The 20382-nt window shown below is 67.0% G+C and carries 21 protein-coding genes; 14 read left to right on the top strand and 7 right to left on the bottom strand.

All coding sequences use genetic code 11. From position 1 onward, the window contains the following. Positions 1-91 precede the first annotated feature (91 nt). From WDC87_RS07530 to WDC87_RS07520, 3 genes are all read right to left on the bottom strand, one after another. Complete coding sequence (locus WDC87_RS07530) at positions 92-895, bottom strand: SDR family oxidoreductase (RefSeq protein ID WP_072167210.1); 804 nt, start codon at positions 893-895, stop codon at positions 92-94. Continuing rightward, complete coding sequence (locus WDC87_RS07525) at positions 892-1458, bottom strand: DUF1415 domain-containing protein (protein WP_061479870.1); 567 nt, start codon at positions 1456-1458, stop codon at positions 892-894. The genes WDC87_RS07530 and WDC87_RS07525 overlap by 4 nt, the downstream gene beginning before the upstream one ends. A gap of 100 nt (positions 1459-1558) precedes the next feature. Beyond that, on the bottom strand, positions 1559-2041 hold the full coding sequence (locus WDC87_RS07520; protein WP_005419468.1) for a YajQ family cyclic di-GMP-binding protein: 483 nt from the start codon (positions 2039-2041) through the stop codon (positions 1559-1561). Between the two features lie 154 nt (positions 2042-2195). On the opposite strand from WDC87_RS07520, the gene WDC87_RS07515 reads away from it, so the two are divergent. The 3 genes from WDC87_RS07515 to WDC87_RS07505 all read left to right on the top strand — a co-directional run bounded on the left by WDC87_RS07515 (position 2196) and on the right by WDC87_RS07505 (position 4965). Continuing rightward, the gene (locus tag WDC87_RS07515; RefSeq protein ID WP_019660712.1) at positions 2196-3092 is read left to right on the top strand and encodes a DMT family transporter; all 897 of its coding nucleotides are present in this window, start codon (positions 2196-2198) and stop codon (positions 3090-3092) included. A gap of 179 nt (positions 3093-3271) precedes the next feature. Next, a complete protein-coding gene (locus WDC87_RS07510) occupies positions 3272-4279 on the top strand; it encodes a methionine ABC transporter ATP-binding protein (protein WP_072167209.1) in 1008 nt (335 codons plus the stop codon). Next, entirely contained in the window at positions 4276-4965 is a 690-nt protein-coding gene (locus WDC87_RS07505) for a methionine ABC transporter permease (RefSeq protein ID WP_065196496.1), read from the top strand. The genes WDC87_RS07510 and WDC87_RS07505 overlap by 4 nt, the downstream gene beginning before the upstream one ends. 93 nt (positions 4966-5058) lie before the next feature. Here WDC87_RS07505 and WDC87_RS07500 read toward each other — a convergent pair whose 3' ends face one another. After that, positions 5059-5658 (bottom strand): lipocalin family protein, encoded by a 600-nt coding sequence (locus WDC87_RS07500; RefSeq protein ID WP_049438993.1) that lies wholly within the window; start codon positions 5656-5658, stop codon positions 5059-5061. 128 nt (positions 5659-5786) lie between these two features. Here WDC87_RS07500 and WDC87_RS07495 point away from each other — a divergent pair, with 128 nt between their 5' ends. Then, the gene (locus tag WDC87_RS07495) at positions 5787-6086 is read left to right on the top strand and encodes a hypothetical protein (protein ID WP_072167208.1); all 300 of its coding nucleotides are present in this window, start codon (positions 5787-5789) and stop codon (positions 6084-6086) included. Positions 6087-6155: 69 nt separating this feature from the next. Further along, positions 6156-8252, top strand: a complete 2097-nt coding sequence (locus WDC87_RS07490) for a prolyl oligopeptidase family serine peptidase (RefSeq protein WP_072167207.1) — start codon at positions 6156-6158, stop codon at positions 8250-8252. A gap of 119 nt (positions 8253-8371) precedes the next feature. Here WDC87_RS07490 and WDC87_RS07485 read toward each other — a convergent pair whose 3' ends face one another. Beyond that, positions 8372-9565 (bottom strand): pyridoxal phosphate-dependent aminotransferase, encoded by a 1194-nt coding sequence (locus WDC87_RS07485; protein WP_252745258.1) that lies wholly within the window; start codon positions 9563-9565, stop codon positions 8372-8374. Between the two features lie 143 nt (positions 9566-9708). Here WDC87_RS07485 and WDC87_RS07480 point away from each other — a divergent pair, with 143 nt between their 5' ends. The 8 genes from WDC87_RS07480 to hslU all read left to right on the top strand — a co-directional run bounded on the left by WDC87_RS07480 (position 9709) and on the right by hslU (position 17188). Beyond that, positions 9709-11820 carry a S9 family peptidase gene (locus tag WDC87_RS07480; protein ID WP_188240598.1) on the top strand — a complete coding sequence of 704 codons (2112 nt, stop codon included), beginning with the start codon at positions 9709-9711 and terminating at the stop codon, positions 11818-11820. Positions 11821-11874: 54 nt separating this feature from the next. Then, positions 11875-12300, top strand: coding sequence for a YbaN family protein (locus WDC87_RS07475; protein WP_072167205.1), 426 nt, complete (start codon positions 11875-11877; stop codon positions 12298-12300). Positions 12301-12382: 82 nt separating this feature from the next. Beyond that, a complete protein-coding gene (locus tag WDC87_RS07470) occupies positions 12383-12655 on the top strand; it encodes a lipoprotein (protein WP_188240599.1) in 273 nt (90 codons plus the stop codon). Next, positions 12648-13499 (top strand): diaminopimelate epimerase, encoded by an 852-nt coding sequence (gene dapF, locus WDC87_RS07465; protein WP_188240600.1) that lies wholly within the window; start codon positions 12648-12650, stop codon positions 13497-13499. Before WDC87_RS07470 ends, dapF begins: the two co-directional genes overlap by 8 nt. Further along, entirely contained in the window at positions 13496-14170 is a 675-nt protein-coding gene (locus WDC87_RS07460) for a DUF484 family protein (protein WP_005419445.1), read from the top strand. The genes dapF and WDC87_RS07460 overlap by 4 nt, the downstream gene beginning before the upstream one ends. 16 nt (positions 14171-14186) lie before the next feature. Next, on the top strand, positions 14187-15083 hold the full coding sequence (xerC, locus tag WDC87_RS07455; protein ID WP_188240601.1) for a tyrosine recombinase XerC: 897 nt from the start codon (positions 14187-14189) through the stop codon (positions 15081-15083). Positions 15084-15168: 85 nt separating this feature from the next. Further along, a complete protein-coding gene (gene hslV, locus WDC87_RS07450) occupies positions 15169-15720 on the top strand; it encodes an ATP-dependent protease subunit HslV (protein WP_005411093.1) in 552 nt (183 codons plus the stop codon). 94 nt (positions 15721-15814) lie between these two features. After that, entirely contained in the window at positions 15815-17188 is a 1374-nt protein-coding gene (hslU, locus tag WDC87_RS07445; protein ID WP_072167201.1) for an ATP-dependent protease ATPase subunit HslU, read from the top strand. 96 nt (positions 17189-17284) lie between these two features. On the opposite strand, the gene WDC87_RS07440 is transcribed toward hslU, so the two are convergent. After that, entirely contained in the window at positions 17285-18277 is a 993-nt protein-coding gene (locus WDC87_RS07440; protein WP_252745257.1) for a Gfo/Idh/MocA family oxidoreductase, read from the bottom strand. Between the two features lie 45 nt (positions 18278-18322). Continuing rightward, positions 18323-18982, bottom strand: coding sequence for an efflux transporter SmeDEF transcriptional repressor SmeT (gene smeT, locus WDC87_RS07435; protein WP_252745256.1), 660 nt, complete (start codon positions 18980-18982; stop codon positions 18323-18325). A 207-nt stretch (positions 18983-19189) separates the two neighbouring features. Here smeT and smeD point away from each other — a divergent pair, with 207 nt between their 5' ends. Next, positions 19190-20374: a multidrug efflux RND transporter periplasmic adaptor subunit SmeD gene (gene smeD / locus WDC87_RS07430; protein WP_252745255.1), complete on the top strand. Its 1185-nt coding sequence runs from the start codon at positions 19190-19192 to the stop codon at positions 20372-20374. Positions 20375-20382: the final 8 nt, after the last annotated feature.

Raw genomic sequence — 20382 nt, 5'->3', positions numbered from 1 at the left:
GGTGCCAACCTTGGTTGGCACTTCACCGCCATCCACGCATGGCGTGGATCTACCGGAATGCCGGCCAGCGGCCGGCACTACCGGTGGTGGGTCATTCGGCGTAGATCATCTTCCGGGTCATGCCGCCGTCGACGATGAAATCCTGGCCGGTGCTGAAACCGGACAGTGATGACAGCAGGTACACGGCCAACGCACCGATGTCCTCCGGCTGGCCGACGCGGCCGACCGGGTGTTGCGCATGGTCGGTGGCCGAATACTCCGGTGCGTGTCGGCGTGAGGGTGCCTGCCACTCGCAGGTGCCGATCCAGCCGGGACTGATGCTGTTCACCCGCACCGCCGGGCCGCTGCTGATCGCCAGCGCATGGGTGAACGCGACCAGTCCGCCCTTGGCTGCGGCATAGGCTTCGCTGTGTGCTTCGGATTGCCAGGCGCGGGTCGAGGCGATGTTGATGATCGCACCGGCGGCGCTGGCGGTCAGCGCCGGCAACGCATGCTTGCTGCACAGGAACGCGCCGTGCAGCGAAGACAGCCGGCGCTGCCACTCGTCCCAGTCCATGTCCTGCAGCAGAGTGCCGTGCGGGCTGGCAATCCCCGCGTTGTTGACCAGGCCGTCGATGCAGCCGAAACGCTGCAGGGCCACGGCGATGAGGGCGCGCACGCTGGCTTCGTCGGTGATGTCCAGGCGCTGGAACACGGCATCCTCACCACGCTGCCATTCCGCCAGGCACGCCTCGCCGGCCTCCACGTCGAGGTCGCCGATCAGCACGCGGCCACCGGCGCCGAGCACGGCCTGCGCGATGCCACGGCCGATGCCGTTGGCGCCGCCGGTGACCAGCACCACCTTGCCCGACAGCGGCGCGGCCGGCCAAGCGGCAATCGGCGGCACCGTGCTCACGACAGGTCTTCGCCACGCAGGCGGCGATGCCAGCCGTCCACGCCGATGCGGTCCAGGGTCTGGATGTTGCGCTCGACGATCACGTCCGGATCCGGATAGACGTCCACCGCGCGCGCCACGCTGTCTTCGCGCAGCAGGTGCAGGGTGGGGAAGGGCGCGCGATTGGTGTAGTTGCTGGCGTCGTCCGCGGCCACGCCGTCGAACTGGTAGTCGGGGTGGAAGCTGGCCACCTGCAGGATGCCCTGCAGGTCCAGCGCCTCGATCGCCGCGTCGGCGTTGTCGAGGAAGTCGTTGTAGTCGAGGAAATCGGTCAGCACCTGCGGATGCACGATCAGCGTGGTATCGATCTGCTCGGCCGGCGTATCGCGCAGCAGGACCAGTTCCTCGGCCAGCTGCTCAACCAGGGCTTCCGTCGTGGTCGCATCGCTGAGCACGATGCGGACCTGGTCCTTCACGTAGACCGCCTTGGCGAACGGGCACAGGTTCAGGCCGATGACGATGCGTTCCAGCCACAGGCGGGTGGCGGCGATCGGGTCCTCGGTGGGTAGTTGGGCGTCGGTCATGGCGGGCACGTCGGCTGGCGGGGCGGACATTGTAGGCGCGTCGCTTGCAACGCACCGTCTTACCGCAGGTGCCGGCGCCGGGCCATGCCCGGCGGCCAGATCAATCGCGGAAATTGTTGAACTGCAGCGGCAGCTCGAACTTGCCGGCCTTGAGCACGGCGATGGCGTCCTGCAGGTCATCACGCTTCTTGCCCTGCACGCGCAGCTTGTCGCCATTGATCTGGCTTTCAACCTTCAGCTTGGCCTCCTTCAGCGCAGCAGCGATCTTCTTGGCGATCTTCTGCTCGATGCCCTGCTTGACGGTGATCTTCTGCCGGGCCTGGGCCAGGTTGGTCTCGATGTCGCCGAATTCGAGGCTGAGCACATCGATGCCGCGCGCGGCCAGGCGTGCACGCAGGATGTCGTTCATCTGCTTGAGCTGGAACTCGGTCGGCGCGAACTGGTTGATCACATCGCCATCGCGTTCGAACTTGGCATCCACGCCCTTGAAATCGAAGCGGGTGGCCAGTTCGCGGTTGGCCTGGTCGATGGCGTTGGTCAGTTCGTGGGTGTCGACTTCAGACACGACGTCGAAGGAAGGCATGGGCGATGCTCCGCAGGATTCAGTGGCGGCCATTCTATCGCGAGGGCCCCACGCCCGCCCTTTGTAGAACCGAGCCCACGCTCGGCTGCTTTGTGAAGAGCGGCCGAGCGTGGGTCCGGCTCTACAGAAAGCGACGACCGGGCGATAATGGGCCATGAACGTGCAACGCTCCCCCTCGCGCGCAGTGGCCTGGATGGTCGCTGCGGTCGCCTGCTTCTCGCTGATGGATGCTGGCATGAAGCAGCTGTCGGCCAGCTACCCCACCCTGGAAGTGACCTTCCTGCGCGGCGCGGCCTCGTTGCCATTCGTGCTGGTCTGGGTGCTGGCCAGCGCCGGGCCGCGTTCGCTGGTGCCGCGCCGCTGGGGGCTGCACCTGCTGCGTGGTGCGCTGGGCATGGCGATGATCGGCTGCTTCGTGTTCGCCCTGCGCGACCTGCCGCTGTCCACTGCCTACACGATCTATTTCGTTGCCCCGCTGCTGATCGCCGCATTGTCGGTGCCGCTGCTGGGCGAGCGGGTCGGGCCACGGCGCTGGGTCGCCATCGGGATTGGCCTGGTCGGTGTGCTGGTGGTGCTGCGGCCGGGCGTCGATGGCTTCATCTCGGTGCCGGGGCTGATGGTGCTGGCCGCGGCCACTGCCTATGCCGTAGCCGCGATCACGGTCAGCCTGTTGACCCGCACAGATACTTCGCAGTCGATGGTGGTCTGGTTCCTGGTGATCATGGCCATCGGTGCCGGGCTGCTGGCCCTTCCCGGCTGGGTGCCACTGCAGCTGGCACATGCGCCGCTGATCGGTGGCATGGGCCTGGCCGGGGCGCTGGGCCAGATCGCCCTGACCAGGGCCTTCCAGCTGGGCGAGGCCTCGATGATCGCGCCGTTGGAGTACAGCGGGCTGGTCTGGGTGATCGGTTGGGACCTGGCCTTCTGGGGCCAGCTGCCCGATGGCTATACCTGGGTGGGCGCGGCAATCATCGTGGCTTCGGGGCTTTACCTGCTGCACCGCGAGCGGGTGAACAGGCAGGAGCCGCCGAAGCCGCTGGATCATCCCTGAACCGGTTTGGCCGGGAAGCGGGGTCAGAGCCCCTGCGGGGATCCGACCCCGGAACCCGCGCCGGAGCAGGTACGTTAGAACCAAAAGGAATAACATTCTGGCCCATGGCGCGGGCGCGCGACCGCCTGCGCTGGTAGGCTGCACGCCCCCTTCCGTCACCCAGCCGGTGAGCCACGCCCGTGATCGAGTTCCAGCGCCTGCACAAATCCTATGCCGTTGCCGGCCGCGAGATCAGCGCGCTGCAACCGTTGGACCTGACCATCGAGGCCGGTGAGGTTTTCGGCATCATCGGCCATTCCGGCGCCGGCAAGTCGACCCTGATCCGCATGATCAACCGCCTGGAAGAACCCAGCGGTGGCCGGCTGCTGATTGGTGGTGAGGATGTCACCGCGCTGGACGCCGACGGCCTGCGCGCGCTGCGCCGGCGCATCGGCATGATCTTCCAGCATTTCAATCTGCTGTCGTCGCGCACGGTGGCGGGCAATGTCGCCTTTCCGCTGGAACTGGCCGGCACGCCGAAGGCGGAAATCGACGCGCGTGTGGCCGAGCTGCTGCAGACCGTGGGCCTGGAAGCGCATGCGCAGAAGTATCCGGCGCAGCTGTCCGGTGGCCAGAAGCAGCGCGTCGGCATCGCCCGCGCGCTGGCGACCCGTCCGCAGATCCTGCTGTGCGACGAGGCCACCAGTGCGCTCGACCCGCAGACCACTGCTTCGGTGCTGTCACTGCTGTCGAAGATCAATCGCGAGCTCGGCCTGACCGTCGTGCTGATCACCCACGAGATGGACGTGATCCGCCGTGTCTGCGACCGCGTCGCGGTGCTCGATGCCGGCCAGATGGTCGAAACCGGTCCGGTCACCCGGGTGTTCCTGCACCCGCAGCATCCGACCACGCGCCGGTTCGTCAGCGAGTCGGAGCATGTGGACGAGGGCGCGCTGCACCGTGATTTCGATGCCGTTGGCGGCCGTATCGTGCGCCTGACCTTCCTCGGTGGCGACACCTACGAACCCCTGCTCGGCAGCGTCGCGCGGCAGACCGGGGTCGACTACAACATCCTGTCCGGCCGTATCGACCGGATCAAGGACACCCCGTATGGCCAGCTGGTGGTCGCCCTGGTGGGCGGCGACCAGTCCGCCGCGCAGGCTGCCTTCGTGGCCGCCGGCGTGCACGTCGAGGAGCTGCGTCGATGATCATTGCTGCTGCTGGCGGCTTCTTCCGTCACCTGGATGCGGGCAAGTGGGCCGACATCGGCCAGGCCACCCTCGACACGCTGCTGATGCTGCTCGGTTCGCTGCCGCTGACGCTGGCCATCGGCCTGCCGCTGGGCGTGCTGCTGTACCTGTTCGGCGCGCCACAGATGAAGCGGAGGCCGTTCGCCTATGGCGCGCTGGCACTGGTGGTGAACCTGCTGCGCTCGGTGCCTTTCATCATCCTGATGATCGTGCTGATTCCGGTCACGTTGTTCCTGATGGGAACCTCGCTGGGCGTGCGCGGCGCGATCGTGCCGCTGGTGATCGGCGCAGCGCCGTTCTATGCGCGCCTGGTCGAGACCGCGCTGCGCGAAGTGGATCGAGGCGTCATCGAGGCGACCCAGGCGATGGGCGCCACCACCTGGCAGCTGGTGACCCGCGTGCTGCTGCCGGAAGCGCGCCCCGGCCTGATCGCCGGTGCCACCGTCACCACCGTGGCCCTGATCGGCTTCACTGCGATGGGCGGTGCGATCGGTTCCGGCGGCCTCGGCGACCTGGCGTTCCGCGATGGCTACCAGCGTTCGCACACCGACGTGGCCCTGGTCACCGTGGTCCTGCTGCTGGTCCTGGTGCAGCTGCTGCAGATGCTCGGCGACCGCCTGGTCGCGCATTACAGCCGCAAGTAACCGCTACGCCTGCCGGTAGCCGGCCAGCGGCCGGCTCTACCCCATTGCCTGGAAACGGTAGTGCCGGCCGCTGGCCGGCAATTCCACGTGCGGTCAACGCGCGTTCGGTACTTCGTAGCCCAGCTTGCCGACCTGCTCCGGGTGCTGCGGCACGCGCTTGAGCTTGTCGGTGTTCACCCCGTACTCGTCACGCAGGCGCTCGGCCAGCTCCTTGTACAGGGCTTTGTCCATGTCCGGCGTGCGCGAGAAGATCCACGCCATCTCACGGCCCGGATAACCGATCAGCGCCCACGAGTAATCCGGGGCGACGTCCAGCACCCGGGAGTGGGTCGGCACCACGCGGTAGAACCAGGTGCGCCAGCCGTGGTTGCCGCTGTCCGGGTCGACGCTGGCGCGTGCGCGGATCTCCTGCAGGGGTTCGCCGAAGCCGTCGCGGTAGCGGTAGGTGATGCCGACCTTGTGCTCGTCGCGCAACTCGTACTCGTTGACGCTGGCGACGTGCCCGCGTTCGATGAAGTTCGGCACGCGGCCGATCACGTACCAGGTGCCCATGAAGCGCTTGAGGTCGATCGGGGCATCCGGATCGGCGCGCGGGGCGCTGGCACGGGGTGATGGCGGCTCACCGACCGCCATGGCGGGGCCCGCCAGGGACAGGGCCAGCAACACGGCGCAGAGCGGGCGGATCGAAGTCATGCGGGAGCGGGCTCAGGAGGGCTTTGCCTGAGCATGGTCGACTGAGCGTGCGCGATCCGTCAATGGTGTCGCAATCTGTGAGAAGGGGCTTGCCCAAGCTGTGTTGCATTGTCTACCGGAGAAGGCTCATGAACACACGTTCCGTCCGTCACCCTGCAACTGAACGCATCATCGAACGCGCCGACCCGCGTCTGCTGCGTGGCGTGCGGCAACTGGCGCTGGCCGGACTGGCGCTGGTACTGGTCTGGCCAGCGGCACGTGGCAGCAGCGCGTGGTTGGGCTGGCTGCCGATGTGGCTGATCGGCATGCCGCTCGCGGCCTGGTGGGCGCTGTTGCGCTTCCCGCTGCCGCGCCTGTCGCGGCTGCCGAAGGTGCGGCGTACCGGTGGACAGGCGCGTCGCCGGCGCGGCCCGGCGGCCACGGCCTGACCTTCGACACGGGGGAGGCCGCGGCATTCCGTGCTAGCGTTCCACGGCTTATGACTGCCTGGAGCTGCAATGTCACGACTCGCTTCCGCCTGCCTGTTGGCCGGCATGATGACCGCTGCCTCGGTGGGGACCGCCGTGGCCGCTGAAGATACCGACCGCTACGCCTGGCTGGAGGACGTTACCGGCGACAAGCCGCTGTCCTGGGTCAAGGAACAGAATGCCAAGTCCGAGGCGCGCCTGGCGCAGACCCCGGCCTTCAAGCAGATGGAGACCCGCATCCGCGAGGTGCTCGATTCCGATGCCAAGATTCCGGGCGTGCAGAAGATCGGCGACTACTACTACAACTTCTGGAAGGACCAGCAGCACGAGCGCGGCCTGTGGCGGCGCACCACCCTGGCCGAGTACCGCAAGGCGTCGCCGCAGTGGGAGACCGTGCTCGACCTGGATGCGCTGAACAAGGCCGAGGGTGAGAACTGGGTCTGGCACGGCGCCGATTGCCTGCGCCCGGATTACAGCCGTTGCCTGATCGCGCTGTCGCGCGGCGGCGCCGACGCCGACGTCACCCGCGAGTTCGACCTGGCCAACAAGACCTGGATCAAGGACGGCTTCTTCCGTCCGGAGTCGAAGGGGGGCCTCAACTGGGTCGACCGCGACACCGTGTTCGTCTACACCGACTTCGGTGCCGGCACGATGACCACGTCCGGCTATCCGCGCGTGGCCAAGCTGTGGAAGCGCGGCACGCCGATGGCCTCGGCCACCGTGGTGTACGAAGGCAAGCCGGAAGACATGTACATCGCGGCGATGCACGATGACACCCCGGGCTTCGAGCGCAACCTGGTCAGCCGTACGCTGGCGTTCTACAACAACGAACTCTACCTGCGTGGCGACGACGGCACGCTGACCAAGATCGACGCGCCGAATTCGGCCGAGAAGGGCCTGCACAAGCAGTGGCTGACCCTGGAGCTGCGCGACCCGTGGACCGTGGGCGGCAAGACCTATGCGTCCGGTTCGCTGCTGGCGATCCAGCTGGACGACTTCCTTGCCGGCAAGCGCGACTTCGAGGTGCTGTTCACCCCGACCGCGACCACCTCGCTGGCCAGCGCCACCTGGACCAAAAGCCACCTGGTGCTGAACGTGCTGGACGACGTCAAGAACCGCCTGTCGGTGCTGACCCCGGGCGCCAATGGCTGGCAGACCAGCCGCTTCGTCGGCGCCCCGGCCTTCGGCACGCTGGGCGTGGCTGCAGTGGACAGCAATGACAGCGACGCGGTGTGGCTGACCGCCACCGATTACCTGACCCCGACCACGCTGGCCCTGGCCGAGATCGGCCAGGCCCCGGAAACGCTGAAGACCATGCCGGCCTTCTTCGACGCCAAGGGCAAGGTGATCGAGCAGCACTTCGCCACCAGCAAGGACGGCACCCGCGTGCCGTACTTCGTGGTGCACGACAGGGCGATGAAGCTCGATGGCTCCAATCCGACGTTGCTGTACGGCTACGGTGGCTTCGAGATCTCGCTGACCCCGAGCTATTCCGGTGGCATGGGCCGCGCCTGGCTGGAGAAGGGCGGCGTGTACGTGGTGGCCAACATCCGTGGCGGCGGCGAGTACGGCCCGCGCTGGCACCAGGCGGCGCTGAAGCAGAACCGCCATAAGGCCTACGAAGACATGGCCGCGGTGGCGCGGGACCTGGTCAAGCGCAAGATCACCAGCGCCAAGCACCTGGGCGTGCAGGGCGGCAGCAACGGTGGCCTGCTGACCGGCAACATGCTGACCCAGTACCCGGAGCTGTTCGGTGCGGTGGTGGTGCAGGTGCCGTTGCTGGACATGAAGCGCTACAGCCACCTGTTGGCGGGTGCCTCATGGATGGCCGAGTATGGCAACCCGGATACCAGTGACTGGGAGTTCATCAAGACCTTCTCGCCGTACCACCTGTTCAACGCGAAGAAGAACTACCCGCCGGTGCTGTTCACGACCTCGACCCGCGACGACCGCGTGCACCCGGGGCATGCCCGCAAGATGGCGGCGAAGATGATCGACGCCGGCAAGGACGTGACCTACTACGAGAACATTGAAGGAGGGCACGGCGGCGCCGCCAACAACGCGCAGGCCGCGCACATGTCGGCGCTGGCGTACAGCTTCCTGTGGGAGCGGTTGGGCGGCAAGTAAGCAGAACGGAAAACGCCGCCCCAGGGCGGCGTTTTTCTTTGCCCGGTGGTGCCGGCCGCTGGCCGGCAAACCTGCAATGCGTGGATGATGCCGTCGCCGGCCAGCGGCCGGCACTACCGTCAACGTGATCCCTGCCAACGCTTCAATCCGCGCGCAATCCGCGCCACCGCCTCCTGCAATCGCGGTACCTCCTGGGTATAGGCCAGGCGCACGTGCTGGTTGGCACGATGGAAGCCGAAATCCAGGCCCGGGGTGAACGCCACGTGCTCGGTTTCCAGGAAATGCGCGCAGAATGCCTGCGCGTCGTCGGTGAATGCACTGACGTCGGCGTACAGGTAGAACGCGCCCTGTGGCTCGACTTCGATACGGAAGCCCAGCTCACGCAGTGCCGGCAGCAGGAAGTCGCGACGCTGGCGGAACGCGTCGCGGCGCTGCTCGAAGATCGCCATGGATTCCTCGCTGAAGCAGGCGAGCGCGGCGTGCTGGGCGATGCTCGAGGCGCTGATGTACAGGTTCTGCGCCAGCTTCTCCAGATCCGGTACTGCGGACGGCGGCGCCACCAGCCAGCCCAGCCGCCACCCGGTCATGCCGAAGTACTTGGAAAAACTGTTCAGTACGAATGCGTTGTCGTCCACCTGCAGCACGCTGGGCGCGTCCAGGCCGTAGGTCAGGCCGTGATAGATCTCGTCCACCACCAGGTGGCCGCCCCGCGCGTGCAGGGTCTGCGACAGTGCAGCCAGTTCGTCGGCGGAGAGCACGGTGCCGGTCGGGTTGGCCGGCGAGGCAACCAGCGCGCCGACGCTGTCGGCATTCCAATGCTGTTCCACCAGCGACGGCGTGAGCTGGTACGCAGTGTCCGGGCCGACCGGCACCAGCTGTGCGCCGCCTTCGACGAGGCGCAGGAAGTGGCGGTTGCAGGGGTAGCCGGGGTCGGCCAGCAGCCAGTGGCGGCCGGGGTCGACCAGCAGGCTGCTGGCCAGCAGCAGCGCACCGGACCCACCCGGGGTGACCAGAATGCGTTCAGGATCGATGTCCAGACCGTAGTGGCTGCGATAGAAACCGCTGATCACCTGGCGCAGGGCCGGCAGGCCACGTGCGGCGGTGTAGCGGGTATGGCCGGCGGCCAGTGCGGCCTGGCCGGCACGCACGACCGGTTCGGCGGTAGTGAAGTCCGGTTCGCCGATTTCCAGGTGGATCACATCGTGGCCGGCCTGTTCCAGCGCCTGCGCGCGGGCCAGCAGGGACATCACATGGAACGGGGCGATTTCATGGCTGCGCCGGCTGTAGCCCGGCGTGTGGGGCAGGGTACTCATGGATCCATGGTACGCCGGTCGGCATGGCCCATGACGATCCGCAGGGTTGCCGCTTGGCTGCGATTGGGGTCAGATCCCTTTTCGGGAAAAGGGATCTGACCCCGCCGAAGACCATTGCATTGATGCGCCAGGAACCCTACTTCATGAAGTCCACCCTCTGCCTGTTGCTCGCCAGCCTGATGACCACGACTGCTACCGCCGCCACTCCGCCCGTTCCGCCGGACGCCGCCAGGCATCCGCACGTGGTCAAGGCGCCGTTCGGCGCGACCCGCAACGATGACTATTACTGGCTGCGCGATGACAAGCGCGCGGACAAGGACATGCTGGCCTACCTGCAGGCCGAGAATGCCTACGCCGACCAGCTGCTGGCACCGCTGAAGCCACTGGAAGACACCCTGTACAAGGAGATTGTCGGCCGCATCAAGCAGGACGATTCCAGCGTGCCGGCGCGCGAGCGCGGCTACTGGTACTACAGCCGTTTCGAGACCGGCCAGGACTACCCCATCCACGCGCGCCGCAAGGGCAGCATGGAGGCCGCCGAGGAAATCCTGCTGGACGTCAATACGATGGCTGCCGGCAAGGGCTACTTCAGCGTCGGCTCGATGGAGGTCAGCCAGGACAACCAGTTGCTGGCCTGGGCCGATGATGATGTCGGCCGCCGCCAGTACACGATCCGCTTCAAGGATCTGGCCACCGGCAAGGTGCTGCCCGATGTGATCACCGGCAGCTCCGGCGACCTGGTCTGGGCCGACGACAACCGCACCGTGCTGTATGTCGAGAACGATCCGGAAACGCTGCTCACCGTGCGCGTGAAGAAGCACGTGCTGGGCACTCCAGCCAGCGCCGACACCGTCGTCTACGAAGAGAAGGACGACAGCTTCTACATGGGCATCGGCCGCACCCGCGACGATCGCTTCATCACCATCGGCGTGCACAGCACTGTGTCCTCGGAAGAGCGCTACGCACCGGCCAGCGATCCGACCACCTTCACCGTGCTGGCCCCGCGCCAGCGTGACGTCGAGTACGACGCCGACCACTACGACGGCCGCTGGGTGATCCGCACCAACGACGGTGCGAAGAACTTCAAGCTGGTCACCGCACCGACCGATGCCACCTCGCGTGCGCAGTGGAAGGACTGGATCGCGCATGACGATGCGGTGTTCATCGAAGGCTTCGAGCTGTTCGACAGCTACACCGCCATCGCCGAACGTTCCGAGGGCCTGGAGCGCATCCGCCTGCTGTTCAAGGATGGCCGCAGCGACTACGTGAAGGCTGATGAGCCGGCGTACTCGATGGGCCTGGGCGACAACACCGAGGCCGATACGCCGTGGCTGCGCTACGTCTACACCTCGATGACAACCCCGACCACCGTGTTCGAGCTGAACACCGCCACCGGTGAGCGTCGCCAGCTGAAGGTGCAGCCGGTGATCGGCTATGACGCCTCGAAGTACGAAACCGACCGCGTCTGGATCACCGCGCGCGATGGGGTGAAGGTGCCGGTGTCGCTGGTCTACCGCAGGGGCTACCAGAAGGATGGCAAGGGCGCGCTGTTCCAGTACGCCTATGGCAGCTATGGCATGTCGATGGATCCGTACTTCAACCAGACCGCGGTGAGCCTGCTCGACCGCGGCGTGGTGTATGCCATCGCCCACATCCGCGGCGGCCAGGAAATGGGCCGCGACTGGTACGAGAACGGCAAGCTGCTGCACAAGCAGAACACCTTCAACGACTTCATCGACGTCACCCGCGGCCTGGTCGCACAGGGCTGGGCGGCGAAGGATCGCGTCGCCGCGTCCGGCGGCAGCGCCGGTGGCCTGCTGATGGGCGCGGTGGCCAACCAGGCCCCGCAGGATTACCGGGTGATGGTGGCGCAGGTCCCGTTCGTCGACGTGGTCACCACCATGCTCGACCCGACCATTCCGCTGACGACCAACGAATACGATGAGTGGGGCAACCCGGAGCAGAAGCCGTATTACGACTACATGCTGTCCTACTCGCCCTACGACAACGTGAAGCAGCAGGCGTACCCGGCGCTGTTCGTGGGCACCGGCCTGTGGGATTCGCAGGTGCAGTACTGGGAGCCGGCCAAGTGGGTGGCCAAGCTGCGTGATCACAACACCGGCCCCTACCCGATCCTGTTCCGCACCAACATGGAAGCCGGCCACGGCGGCAAGTCGGGGCGCTTCCAGCGCTACCGCGAGCTGTCCGAGTCGTACGCGTTCGTGCTGCAGCAGCTGGGCATCGCCCAGCCGTAACGGCGAAGGGGTGCCGGGCGTTGCCGGGCACCCCGAACCGTTATCCTTGCGGCCATGAGCCTGCCCGAGCCCTCCGCATCCCGCAATACCGCCACGCCACCGCGCGTGGTGCGTTTCCGCTGGGCGTGGTGGCTGCTGGCCTACGTCAGCCTGGGCACCGGCATCGTCGGCATCTTCGTGCCGGGCCTCCCGACCACCGTATTCATCCTGATCTCGGCGTGGGCTGCATCACGTGGGTCCGAACGCCTGCACACCTGGCTGCTGCAGCACCCGCGCTTCGGCCCGGCCATCGCCAACTGGCAGGCACATGGTGCGGTCAGCCGCTACGGCAAGTGGATGGCCACGATCACCATGGCGGTGTGCGCCTGCATCATGCTGTGGTGCGTGCCGGTCGCCTGGGTGAAGTGGTTCTCGATCGGCAGCATGACCGTGGTGGCGATCTGGCTGTGGACGCGGCCGTTGCCACCGCCCGCGGATTGAGCGCCTGCGGTAGTGCCGGCCGCTGGCCGGCAACCCGATCCCCTGCACGAACCGCTCAGCCGCCAATGGCTATACTCGGGGCATGAAGATCCCCCATCGAAACGCCATCCTGATTCCGCTGGCAGCGGCCTCGCTGCTGCTCCTCGCCGCCTGCGGCAACAAGGGCCCGCTGGTACTGCCGCAGAAGCCGGTGCCGGTGGAAGAAACCGTCGAACCGGCCGCCGAGCCCGCCACCGAGGCGACCCCGGCCGAGGGCCAGGGCGCCGTTGCTCCGGCCACGACCGTCGACCCGGCTGCAACGACCCCCCAGCCGGCACCCGCGCCAGCGAAGAAGGCGGACAGCGGGAATGAGTAAGGCCGGTTCCAGGGCCTTGCGCTTCAGCAAGATGCATGGCGCGGGCAATGATTTCGTAGTGATCGACCTGCGTGACGGTACTGCGCCGCCCACGCCTGAACTGGCCGCGCGCCTGGCCGACCGCCACACCGGCGTCGGCTGCGATCAGATCCTGACCATCGAGGCGCCGCGTGCGGAAGGCTCGGTGGCCTCGTACCGCATCTGGAACGCCGACGGTTCCAATTCCGAGCAGTGCGGCAATGGCGCGCGCTGCATCGCGGCCTGGCTGGTGCGCGAGGGCAGTGCGCAGGGCGATGCGTTCGTCATCGACAGCCCGCTGGCCAGCCATGAAGTGAAGGTGCTCGGTGATGGGCAATTCGCGGTAACCATGGGCGTGCCCGCGTTCGAGCCGGCCAACGTGCCGCTGATGGGCTTCGCCCATCCGCGCGAGGAATACCTGCTGCCGCTGCAGGGGGAGAGCGTCCGCTTTGCTGCGGTGTCGATGGGCAACCCGCATGCGGTGATCGAAGTGGGCCTGATCGATGCCGCTCCGGTTGAACGCGTGGGTTCGCTACTGCAGCAGCACGCGTCGTTCCCGCGCTCGGTGAACGTGGGCTTCGCCCAGGTGATGGGCCCGGCGCACGCCCGCCTGCGCGTGTTCGAGCGCGGTGTCGGCGAGACCCTGGCCTGCGGCAGTGGTGCCTGCGCCGCCGCCGTGACCCTGATGCAGCGCGGCCGCCTGCAGCGCGATGCGCGCATCAGCCTGCCCGGAGGTGACCTGCGCATCCAGTGGCCGGGCGATGGCCAGCCGGTGGTGATGGCGGGCCCGACCGCATTCGTCTTCGAAGGGGAGTGGATGGCATGACCGAAACCGTCGACAAGCTCGGGGCCCATGAAGTCGCTGCCTGGTTGCGGCGACATCCCGGCTTCCTCAAGCAGTTCCCGGACCTGGCCCTGACCCTGGTGGTGCCGCGCGATGACGGCCCGACCGCATCGCTGGCCAGCTACCAGCTGGAAGTGCTGCGCGAGAAGAACCGCGAGCTGGCACGACGGTTGGCCGACCTGGGCGCCACCGCCCAGGTCAATGAACGCCTGGCAGTGCGCACGCACCAGCTGACCCTGGCACTGATGAAGCAGGACAACGCGGCCGATACCCTGCGCGCGATGGCCGCATCGCTGCAGGAAGACTTCGCCGGCGACCTGGTGCGGCTGGTGGTGCATGCGCCGGTGGCCGGGCTGGAACAGGCCGACTGGCTGCAGGTGATTGCTGCCGATGATCCGCAACTGGGCCCGTTCCGCGATTGCCTGAACGACGGCGAGCCGATCTGCGGCCGCCTGCAGCCGGAAAAGAATGCCGTCCTGTACGGCGTACGCAGCGAGGAAGTGCAGACCACCGCGCTGCTGCCGTTGCCGGGCGTCGGCCTGATCGCGGTCGGCAGCCACGACCCGAACCGCTTCTACCCGGGCATGGGCACGCTGTTCCTGCGCATGATGGGCGACGCCCTGGCCACTGGCCTGAAGCGCTTCCACGACTGAGCAGGACCGGACGACGATGAGCGCGGTACAGGCCTTCCTGCAGCATCTGCAGGTGGAGCGGCGGATGTCGGCGCATACGCTTGACGCCTACCGCCGCGACCTGGACGCGCTAGCGGTCTGGGCCCAACCGCGTGGCGTAGCGGTGGAGGCGCTCGATGCCGATGCGTTGCGCCAGTTCGTCGCCGACGAGCATCGCCGCGGCCTGTCGGCCAAGAGCCTGCAACGCCGCCTGTCGGCCTGCCGCAGCTTCTATGCCTGGCTGCTCAAGCACGGGCGCATCGAGGTCAGTCCGGCAGCGACGCTGAAGGCACCGCGCGCGCCGCGCCGGTTGCCGCAGGTCCTTGACGCCGATGAGGCGGTGCAGCTGGTCGAACTGGAGCCGGACGGTGAGCTCGGCCGCCGTGACCGCGCGCTGCTGGAACTGTTCTATTCCTCCGGCCTGCGCCTGAGCGAAGTCTGCGCGCTGACCTGGCGCGACCTGGATTTCGACAGCGGGCTGGTCAACGTGCTGGGCAAGGGCAACCGCCAGCGCCGGGTGCCGTTCGGGCGGCCGTCACGCGAAGCGCTGCAGGCGTGGCGCGCGGAAAGTGGCGGTGGTCCGGCATCGCCGGTGTTCCCCGGTCGCAACGGGCCAATCAGCCAGCGTGCGGTGCAGATCCGCATCCGCCAGCTGGCGCAGCGCCAGGGCCTGTTCAAGCAGGTGCACCCGCACATGCTGCGGCACAGTTTCGCCAGCCACATCCTGGAATCGTCCGGCGACCTGCGTGGTGTGCAGGAGCTGCTGGGCCATGCCGACATCGCCACCACGCAGATCTATACCCACCTCGATTTCCAGCACCTGGCCAAGGTCTACGACGCCGCGCATCCGCGCGCCAAGCGGCGACGCAGCAACGAGGGCAGCGGAGAAAGCTGAACGTTGCCCCTGCGTCAGCCGGTCGCGGGTGGCTTGAAGGGCGCAGCGCAGTCCCCACCTCTGGTTCTGTCACCCCGGAGGCATCATGGACCCCAGTCAGAACCCCAACGTTTTCCACGCCACCACCATCGTCTGCGTCCGTCGCGGCGAGCACGTGGCCATTGCCGGCGACGGCCAGGTCACGCTGGGCCACACCGTGATGAAGGGCAACGCGCGCAAGGTGCGCCGCCTTGGCCGCGACGGCCAGGTGCTGGCCGGTTTCGCCGGTGCCGCCGCCGATGCCTTCACCCTGTTCGAGCTGTTCGAGGCCAAGCTGGAAAAGCACGGCCAGCTGCAGCGCGCCGCGGTCGAGCTGGCCAAGGATTGGCGCACCGAGCGCCGCCTGGGCAAGCTCGAAGCTCTGCTGGCAGTGGCTGACAAGGAAACCTCGCTGATCATCAGCGGCACCGGCGATGTGATCGAACCGGAGGACGGCATCATCGCCATCGGCTCCGGTGGTTCCTATGCACTGTCGGCCGCGCGCGCGTTGATGGCGCACACCGAACTGGATGCACGCACCATCGCCAGCGAGGCGATCGGCATCGCCGGCGACATCTGCATCTACACCAACCGCAACGTGGTGGTCGAGGAGTTGTGACCGCTCTTCTGTAGTGCCGAGCCATGCTCGGCAGGGCTGCCCGTCAGCCGAGCATGGCTCGGCTCTACATGCATCTGAATCCGTGAGCACATCCATGTCGAAGATCGAAGTTTCCTCCGCCACCATGACCCCGCGCGAGATCGTGCAGGAACTGGACCGGCATATCGTGGGCCAGCACGACGCCAAGCGCGCGGTGGCCATTGCCCTGCGCAACCGCTGGCGCCGCATGCAGCTGGCGCCGGAGCTTCGCAATGAAGTGATGCCGAAGAACATCCTGATGATCGGTCCGACCGGCGTCGGCAAGACCGAGATCGCGCGCCGCCTGGCTACGCTGGCCAACGCGCCGTTCGTGAAGGTCGAAGCCACGCGCTTCACCGAAGTGGGCTACGTCGGCAAGGACGTCGAGCAGATCATCCGCGACCTTGCTGATACTGCGGTCAAGCTGTACCGCGAACAGGCCAAGGTGCGCGTGCGTACCCAGGCCGAGGAACGCGCCGAAGACCGTATCCTCGATGCGCTGCTGCCGCGCCGCAGCGGTGGCATCGGTTTCGATCCGGAAGCCGCCCGCAACGAGCCGTCGGCGCAGGACAACGAGACCCGCATCAAGTTCCGCAAGATGCTGCGCAACGGCGAGCTGGACGCGCGCGAGATCGAGCTCGACCTGGCCGCCAATGTCAGCATGGACATCATGACCCCGCCGGGCATGGAGGAAATGGGCCAGCAGCTGAAGTCGATGTTCGCCAATCTCGGCGGCGGCGCGAAGGCGCACAAGCGCACGCTGACCATCAAGGCTGCGCGCCCGCTGCTGATCGAGGAAGAAGCCGGCAAGCTGGTCAACGAAGACGATATCCGCACCGCGGCGATCGAGGCCTGCGAGCAGCACGGCATCGTCTTCATCGACGAGATCGACAAGGTTGCCAAGCGCGGCGACAACGTGGGCGGTGGCGATGTCTCCCGCGAAGGCGTGCAGCGCGACCTGCTGCCGCTGGTGGAAGGCTCGAACGTGTCCACCAAGTACGGCACGATCAAGACGGACCACATCCTGTTCATCGCGTCGGGCGCGTTCCACCTGGCCAAGCCCAGCGACCTGATTCCGGAGCTGCAGGGCCGTTTCCCGATCCGCGTGGAACTGGGTGCGCTGAGCAAGGGTGATTTCGTGCGTATCCTGACCGAGCCGAAGGCTGCGCTGACCAAGCAGTACGAAGCGTTGCTGGCCACCGAGGGCGTCAAGGTCAGTTTCACCGCCGATGCCATCGAGCGCCTGGCCGAGATCGCGTTCCAGGTGAACGAGCGCCAGGAAAACATCGGCGCGCGCCGCCTGCATACGGTGCTGGAGCGCCTGCTGGATTCGCTCAGCTACGAGGCACCGGACCGCGATGGCGAAACCCTGGCCATCGACAGCGCCTACGTCGATGCACACCTGGGTGAGCTGGTGCAGGACCCGGACCTGAGCCGCTACATCCTGTAACGCCCGATCCGGCCGGATCCCTCGCCACGGCGAGGGCCCTGACTCCATCCGCTGCAACAGAAAAGGCCGCCGCAGGGCGGCCTTTTGCGTTGGCGCTCAGCACGATTGCCGGGCGCGGTAGTCCTGCAGTACCTGGTCGATCACCGCGCTGGTGCGGGCAGCACTGATGCCGGTCGAGGGCGAACGGCCGCTGCCGCGCAGCTCGTCCACCAGATGCGCGATCAACGGTTGCTGGATCGACGACGGGTTGGGGATGTCGAACGTCTGCACACCGGCTTCGGTCTCCAGCACCACCGGTACATCCTCGAAGGTGGCAAAACGCAGCTGGCCGCGGTCGCCGGTGATCTCGATCTCATCCTGGCGGCGGAACGCGCAGAAGCTCCATTGCGCGATGCCATGCACGCCTGGCCCGATGCGGAAGCACATCGAGACGCTGTCCTCGGCGGCGTAAGCGCCGGCCAATGAACTGGCCAGGCCGCGCACATCGCTCAGCGGCCCCAGTAGATGATCGAGCAGGTCCAGGGTGTGCGAGCCCAGATCGACGAACAGCCCGCCGCCGGAGATCGCGGGATTGGTCCGCCAGAAGTCCGGCGATGCGGCATTCACCGAATGCGGCCGATGCAGGGTGGCGCGAACGCTGCGCGGTGTACCGATCGCGCCGCTGTCCAGCAGCTGCTTCACCTGCGCGAATCGGGGCAGGGCGCGGCGGTAGTAGGCGACGAACACGGGCACGCCACGGCGTGCACTGGCTTCCAGGATGCGCTCGCATTCGGCGAGGTCCAGGGCCATGGGTTTCTCGATATAGACCGGCTTGCCCGCCGCAATCGCCTTCAATGCGTACTGCATGTGCGTGGAGGGCGGTGTTGCAACGTACACAGCGTTCACGTCCGGATCGCCGATCAGCGCGTCGGCATCCGTGTACCAGCGTGGCACCGCGTGGCGCCGCGCATAGTCTTCGGCCAATGCGGCATTGCGGCGCATGACCGCCGCCACCCGTGAGCCGGGTGTGCTGGCCAGGGCGGGGCCGCTCTTCTTCTCGGTGACGCTGCCGCAGCCGATGAAGCCCCACACCACGTTGTCCAGGATCATGGGTCTGTCCTCACAGTGGGGCTGCGGTGGCGGCAGCGACCCCGCTCATGCCTCGGGCAGCGGCTCGGGCACGGTGCCGGGAACGAACACGCCGTCCTTCACGTAGGCGGCCAGGGTCATGTCCAGTGCGAGCATGCCATCGCGCTTGAGGTCCATCAGTTCCGGTTCGACCATCGCACCGTGCAGTACGCCGAGCACGGTGGCGTGCAGCATGCGTGCGGCGATCTTCGGGTCTGCACCCTCGCGCAGCTGGCCCAGGTCCTTTGCCCGGCGCAGGGCACGTTCCATCCGGTCCAGTCCATCGCGGAAACCGGCCTGCTGCAGTTCGGTCAGCACCCGGGTATCAGCCGACGCATCGCTGCGCAGCATGATCTCCATGGTCTTGCGCAGGCGCTCGTCCTCGGACAGTTCGATGAACGAGTGGATCATCACCGCGCGCAGGTCGTGCACCGGCGTGTCGCGCTGGTCGGTCGAGGTGCGCTCCAGCTCCTGCATGAAAGGCAGATGCACGCGCTCGACGATCGCGGCCAGCACCTCGCTCTTGTTCTTGAAGTGCCAGTAGACCGCACCGCGGGTATAGCCGGCGCGGGCACCGATCATCTCCAGCGTGGTACGGGCCACGCCGTGTCCATGGAAGCAGGCTTCGGCGGCGTCAAGGATGCCTTCCCGGGTTGCCTGGGTGTCCTCTTTGGTCTTGCGGGCCATGGATGGGTACGAGTGCGGGTGAAACGTGGCTGAATTGTACCGGTTTACAAACAAACAATCATGTATGTATATTTCGCTCCCATCATTCCCATCGTGTGCGTGGCAGGCCGGTCCGGCTTCCACTCCCCGCTGGTGAGCGTTGCCTGCTGGCGCTTTCAGCCTGTATCAGCGCGATTTGAGATTCCTTCCCCTAAGAGCCTTTCCGTCATGTTGCTGAGCCGAATCCGACCCTTTGCACTGTCGCTGGCGATCGCCGCGACCGTGGCTGCCTGCGGCGGCCAACCCCAGGCCCCCGAGCAGGGCCCGGGTGACGTCACTGTGGTCACGCTGAAGTCCGAGACCGTGGGCCTGACCCGCGAACTGCCGGGCCGTACCAACGCCTTCCTGGTCGCCGAAGTGCGGCCGCAGGTCAGTGGCATCGTCGCCAAGCGCCTGTTCTCCGAAGGTGGCATGGTCAAGGCCGGCGAGGCGCTGTACCAGATCGAGGACGCCAGCTACCGCGCCCAGGCCAACAGTGCCCGTGCCCAGCTGGCCCGCGCCGAGGCCACCGCCAACGCCGCCCGGCTGAGCGCCAAGCGCATCACCGAGCTGGCCAAGGTCGATGCGGTCAGCCAGCAGGACCTGGAAAATGCCGTGGCCGCGCAGAAGCAGGCCGAGGCGGATGTCGGTGCCGCGAAGGCATCGCTGGACGCAGCCAACGTCACCCTGGGCTACGCCCGCATCACCGCGCCGATCAGCGGCCGCATCGGCAAGTCCAGCGTCACCCAGGGTGCGCTGGTCAGCGCCGGCCAGGCCAATGCACTGGCTACGGTGCAGCAGCTGGATCCGATCTATGTCGACCTGACCCAGTCCTCGGCCGAGCTGCTGCAGCTGCGCCGCGAACTGGCCGCCGGCCGCCTGCAGGACAACCAGACCCTGCCGGTCAGCATCCTGATGGAAGACGGCAGCACCTTCGAGCACAAGGGCACGCTGGAGTTCTCCGAAGTCAGCGTCGATCCGACCACCGGCAGCTTCGGCCTGCGCGTGAAGGTGGACAACCCGGACGGCCTGCTGATGCCGGGCATGTACGTGCGTGCGGTGATCGGCGGCGGCGTGCGCAGTGATGCCGTGCTGGTGCCGATACAGGGCATCGCCCGCGATCCGAAGGGCGATACCACGGCGATGGTGGTCGGCAAGGACAACAAGGTCGAAGTACGCCCGGTCAAGGTCAGCCGCACGGTTGGCGACAAGTGGCTGGTCGAGGACGGCCTGAAGGCCGGTGACAAGGTCATCGTGGAAGGCCTGCAGAAGATCGGCCCCGGCATGCCGGTCAAGGCCACCGAAAAGGGCGACGTACCGGCCAAGCCGGCGGCCGCCGCCCAGCCTGCCGCCCCGGCCGGCGACGCGAAGTAAGCGGAGAA

Origin of the sequence: Stenotrophomonas maltophilia group sp. Smal12 (assembly GCF_037079935.1) — a bacterium.
Classification (GTDB): domain Bacteria; phylum Pseudomonadota; class Gammaproteobacteria; order Xanthomonadales; family Xanthomonadaceae; genus Stenotrophomonas; species Stenotrophomonas sepilia.
Note: the sequence above shows the minus strand (reverse complement) of the source record. Positions and strands in the feature narration are given on the sequence as shown.

Bases quoted from the DNA above. Each gene is read 5' to 3' on its own strand.
- WDC87_RS07525 (WP_061479870.1), bottom strand. From the start codon at position 1,458: ATGACCGACGCCCAACTACCCACCGAGGACCCGATCGCCGCCACCCGC.
- hslV (WP_005411093.1), top strand. From the start codon at position 15,169: ATGGACCCCAGTCAGAACCCCAACGTTTTCCACGCCACCACCATCGTC.
- smeT (WP_252745256.1), bottom strand. From the start codon at position 18,982: ATGGCCCGCAAGACCAAAGAGGACACCCAGGCAACCCGGGAAGGCATC.
- WDC87_RS07520 (WP_005419468.1), bottom strand. From the start codon at position 2,041: ATGCCTTCCTTCGACGTCGTGTCTGAAGTCGACACCCACGAACTGACC.
- hslU (WP_072167201.1), top strand. From the start codon at position 15,815: ATGTCGAAGATCGAAGTTTCCTCCGCCACCATGACCCCGCGCGAGATC.
- WDC87_RS07490 (WP_072167207.1), top strand. From the start codon at position 6,156: ATGTCACGACTCGCTTCCGCCTGCCTGTTGGCCGGCATGATGACCGCT.
- WDC87_RS07495 (WP_072167208.1), top strand. From the start codon at position 5,787: ATGAACACACGTTCCGTCCGTCACCCTGCAACTGAACGCATCATCGAA.
- WDC87_RS07480 (WP_188240598.1), top strand. From the start codon at position 9,709: ATGAAGTCCACCCTCTGCCTGTTGCTCGCCAGCCTGATGACCACGACT.
- dapF (WP_188240600.1), top strand. From the start codon at position 12,648: ATGAGTAAGGCCGGTTCCAGGGCCTTGCGCTTCAGCAAGATGCATGGC.
- WDC87_RS07470 (WP_188240599.1), top strand. From the start codon at position 12,383: ATGAAGATCCCCCATCGAAACGCCATCCTGATTCCGCTGGCAGCGGCC.
- WDC87_RS07505 (WP_065196496.1), top strand. From the start codon at position 4,276: ATGATCATTGCTGCTGCTGGCGGCTTCTTCCGTCACCTGGATGCGGGC.
- WDC87_RS07440 (WP_252745257.1), bottom strand. From the start codon at position 18,277: ATGATCCTGGACAACGTGGTGTGGGGCTTCATCGGCTGCGGCAGCGTC.
- xerC (WP_188240601.1), top strand. From the start codon at position 14,187: ATGAGCGCGGTACAGGCCTTCCTGCAGCATCTGCAGGTGGAGCGGCGG.
- WDC87_RS07460 (WP_005419445.1), top strand. From the start codon at position 13,496: ATGACCGAAACCGTCGACAAGCTCGGGGCCCATGAAGTCGCTGCCTGG.
- WDC87_RS07500 (WP_049438993.1), bottom strand. From the start codon at position 5,658: ATGACTTCGATCCGCCCGCTCTGCGCCGTGTTGCTGGCCCTGTCCCTG.
- WDC87_RS07515 (WP_019660712.1), top strand. From the start codon at position 2,196: ATGAACGTGCAACGCTCCCCCTCGCGCGCAGTGGCCTGGATGGTCGCT.
- WDC87_RS07485 (WP_252745258.1), bottom strand. From the start codon at position 9,565: ATGAGTACCCTGCCCCACACGCCGGGCTACAGCCGGCGCAGCCATGAA.
- WDC87_RS07475 (WP_072167205.1), top strand. From the start codon at position 11,875: ATGAGCCTGCCCGAGCCCTCCGCATCCCGCAATACCGCCACGCCACCG.
- smeD (WP_252745255.1), top strand. From the start codon at position 19,190: ATGTTGCTGAGCCGAATCCGACCCTTTGCACTGTCGCTGGCGATCGCC.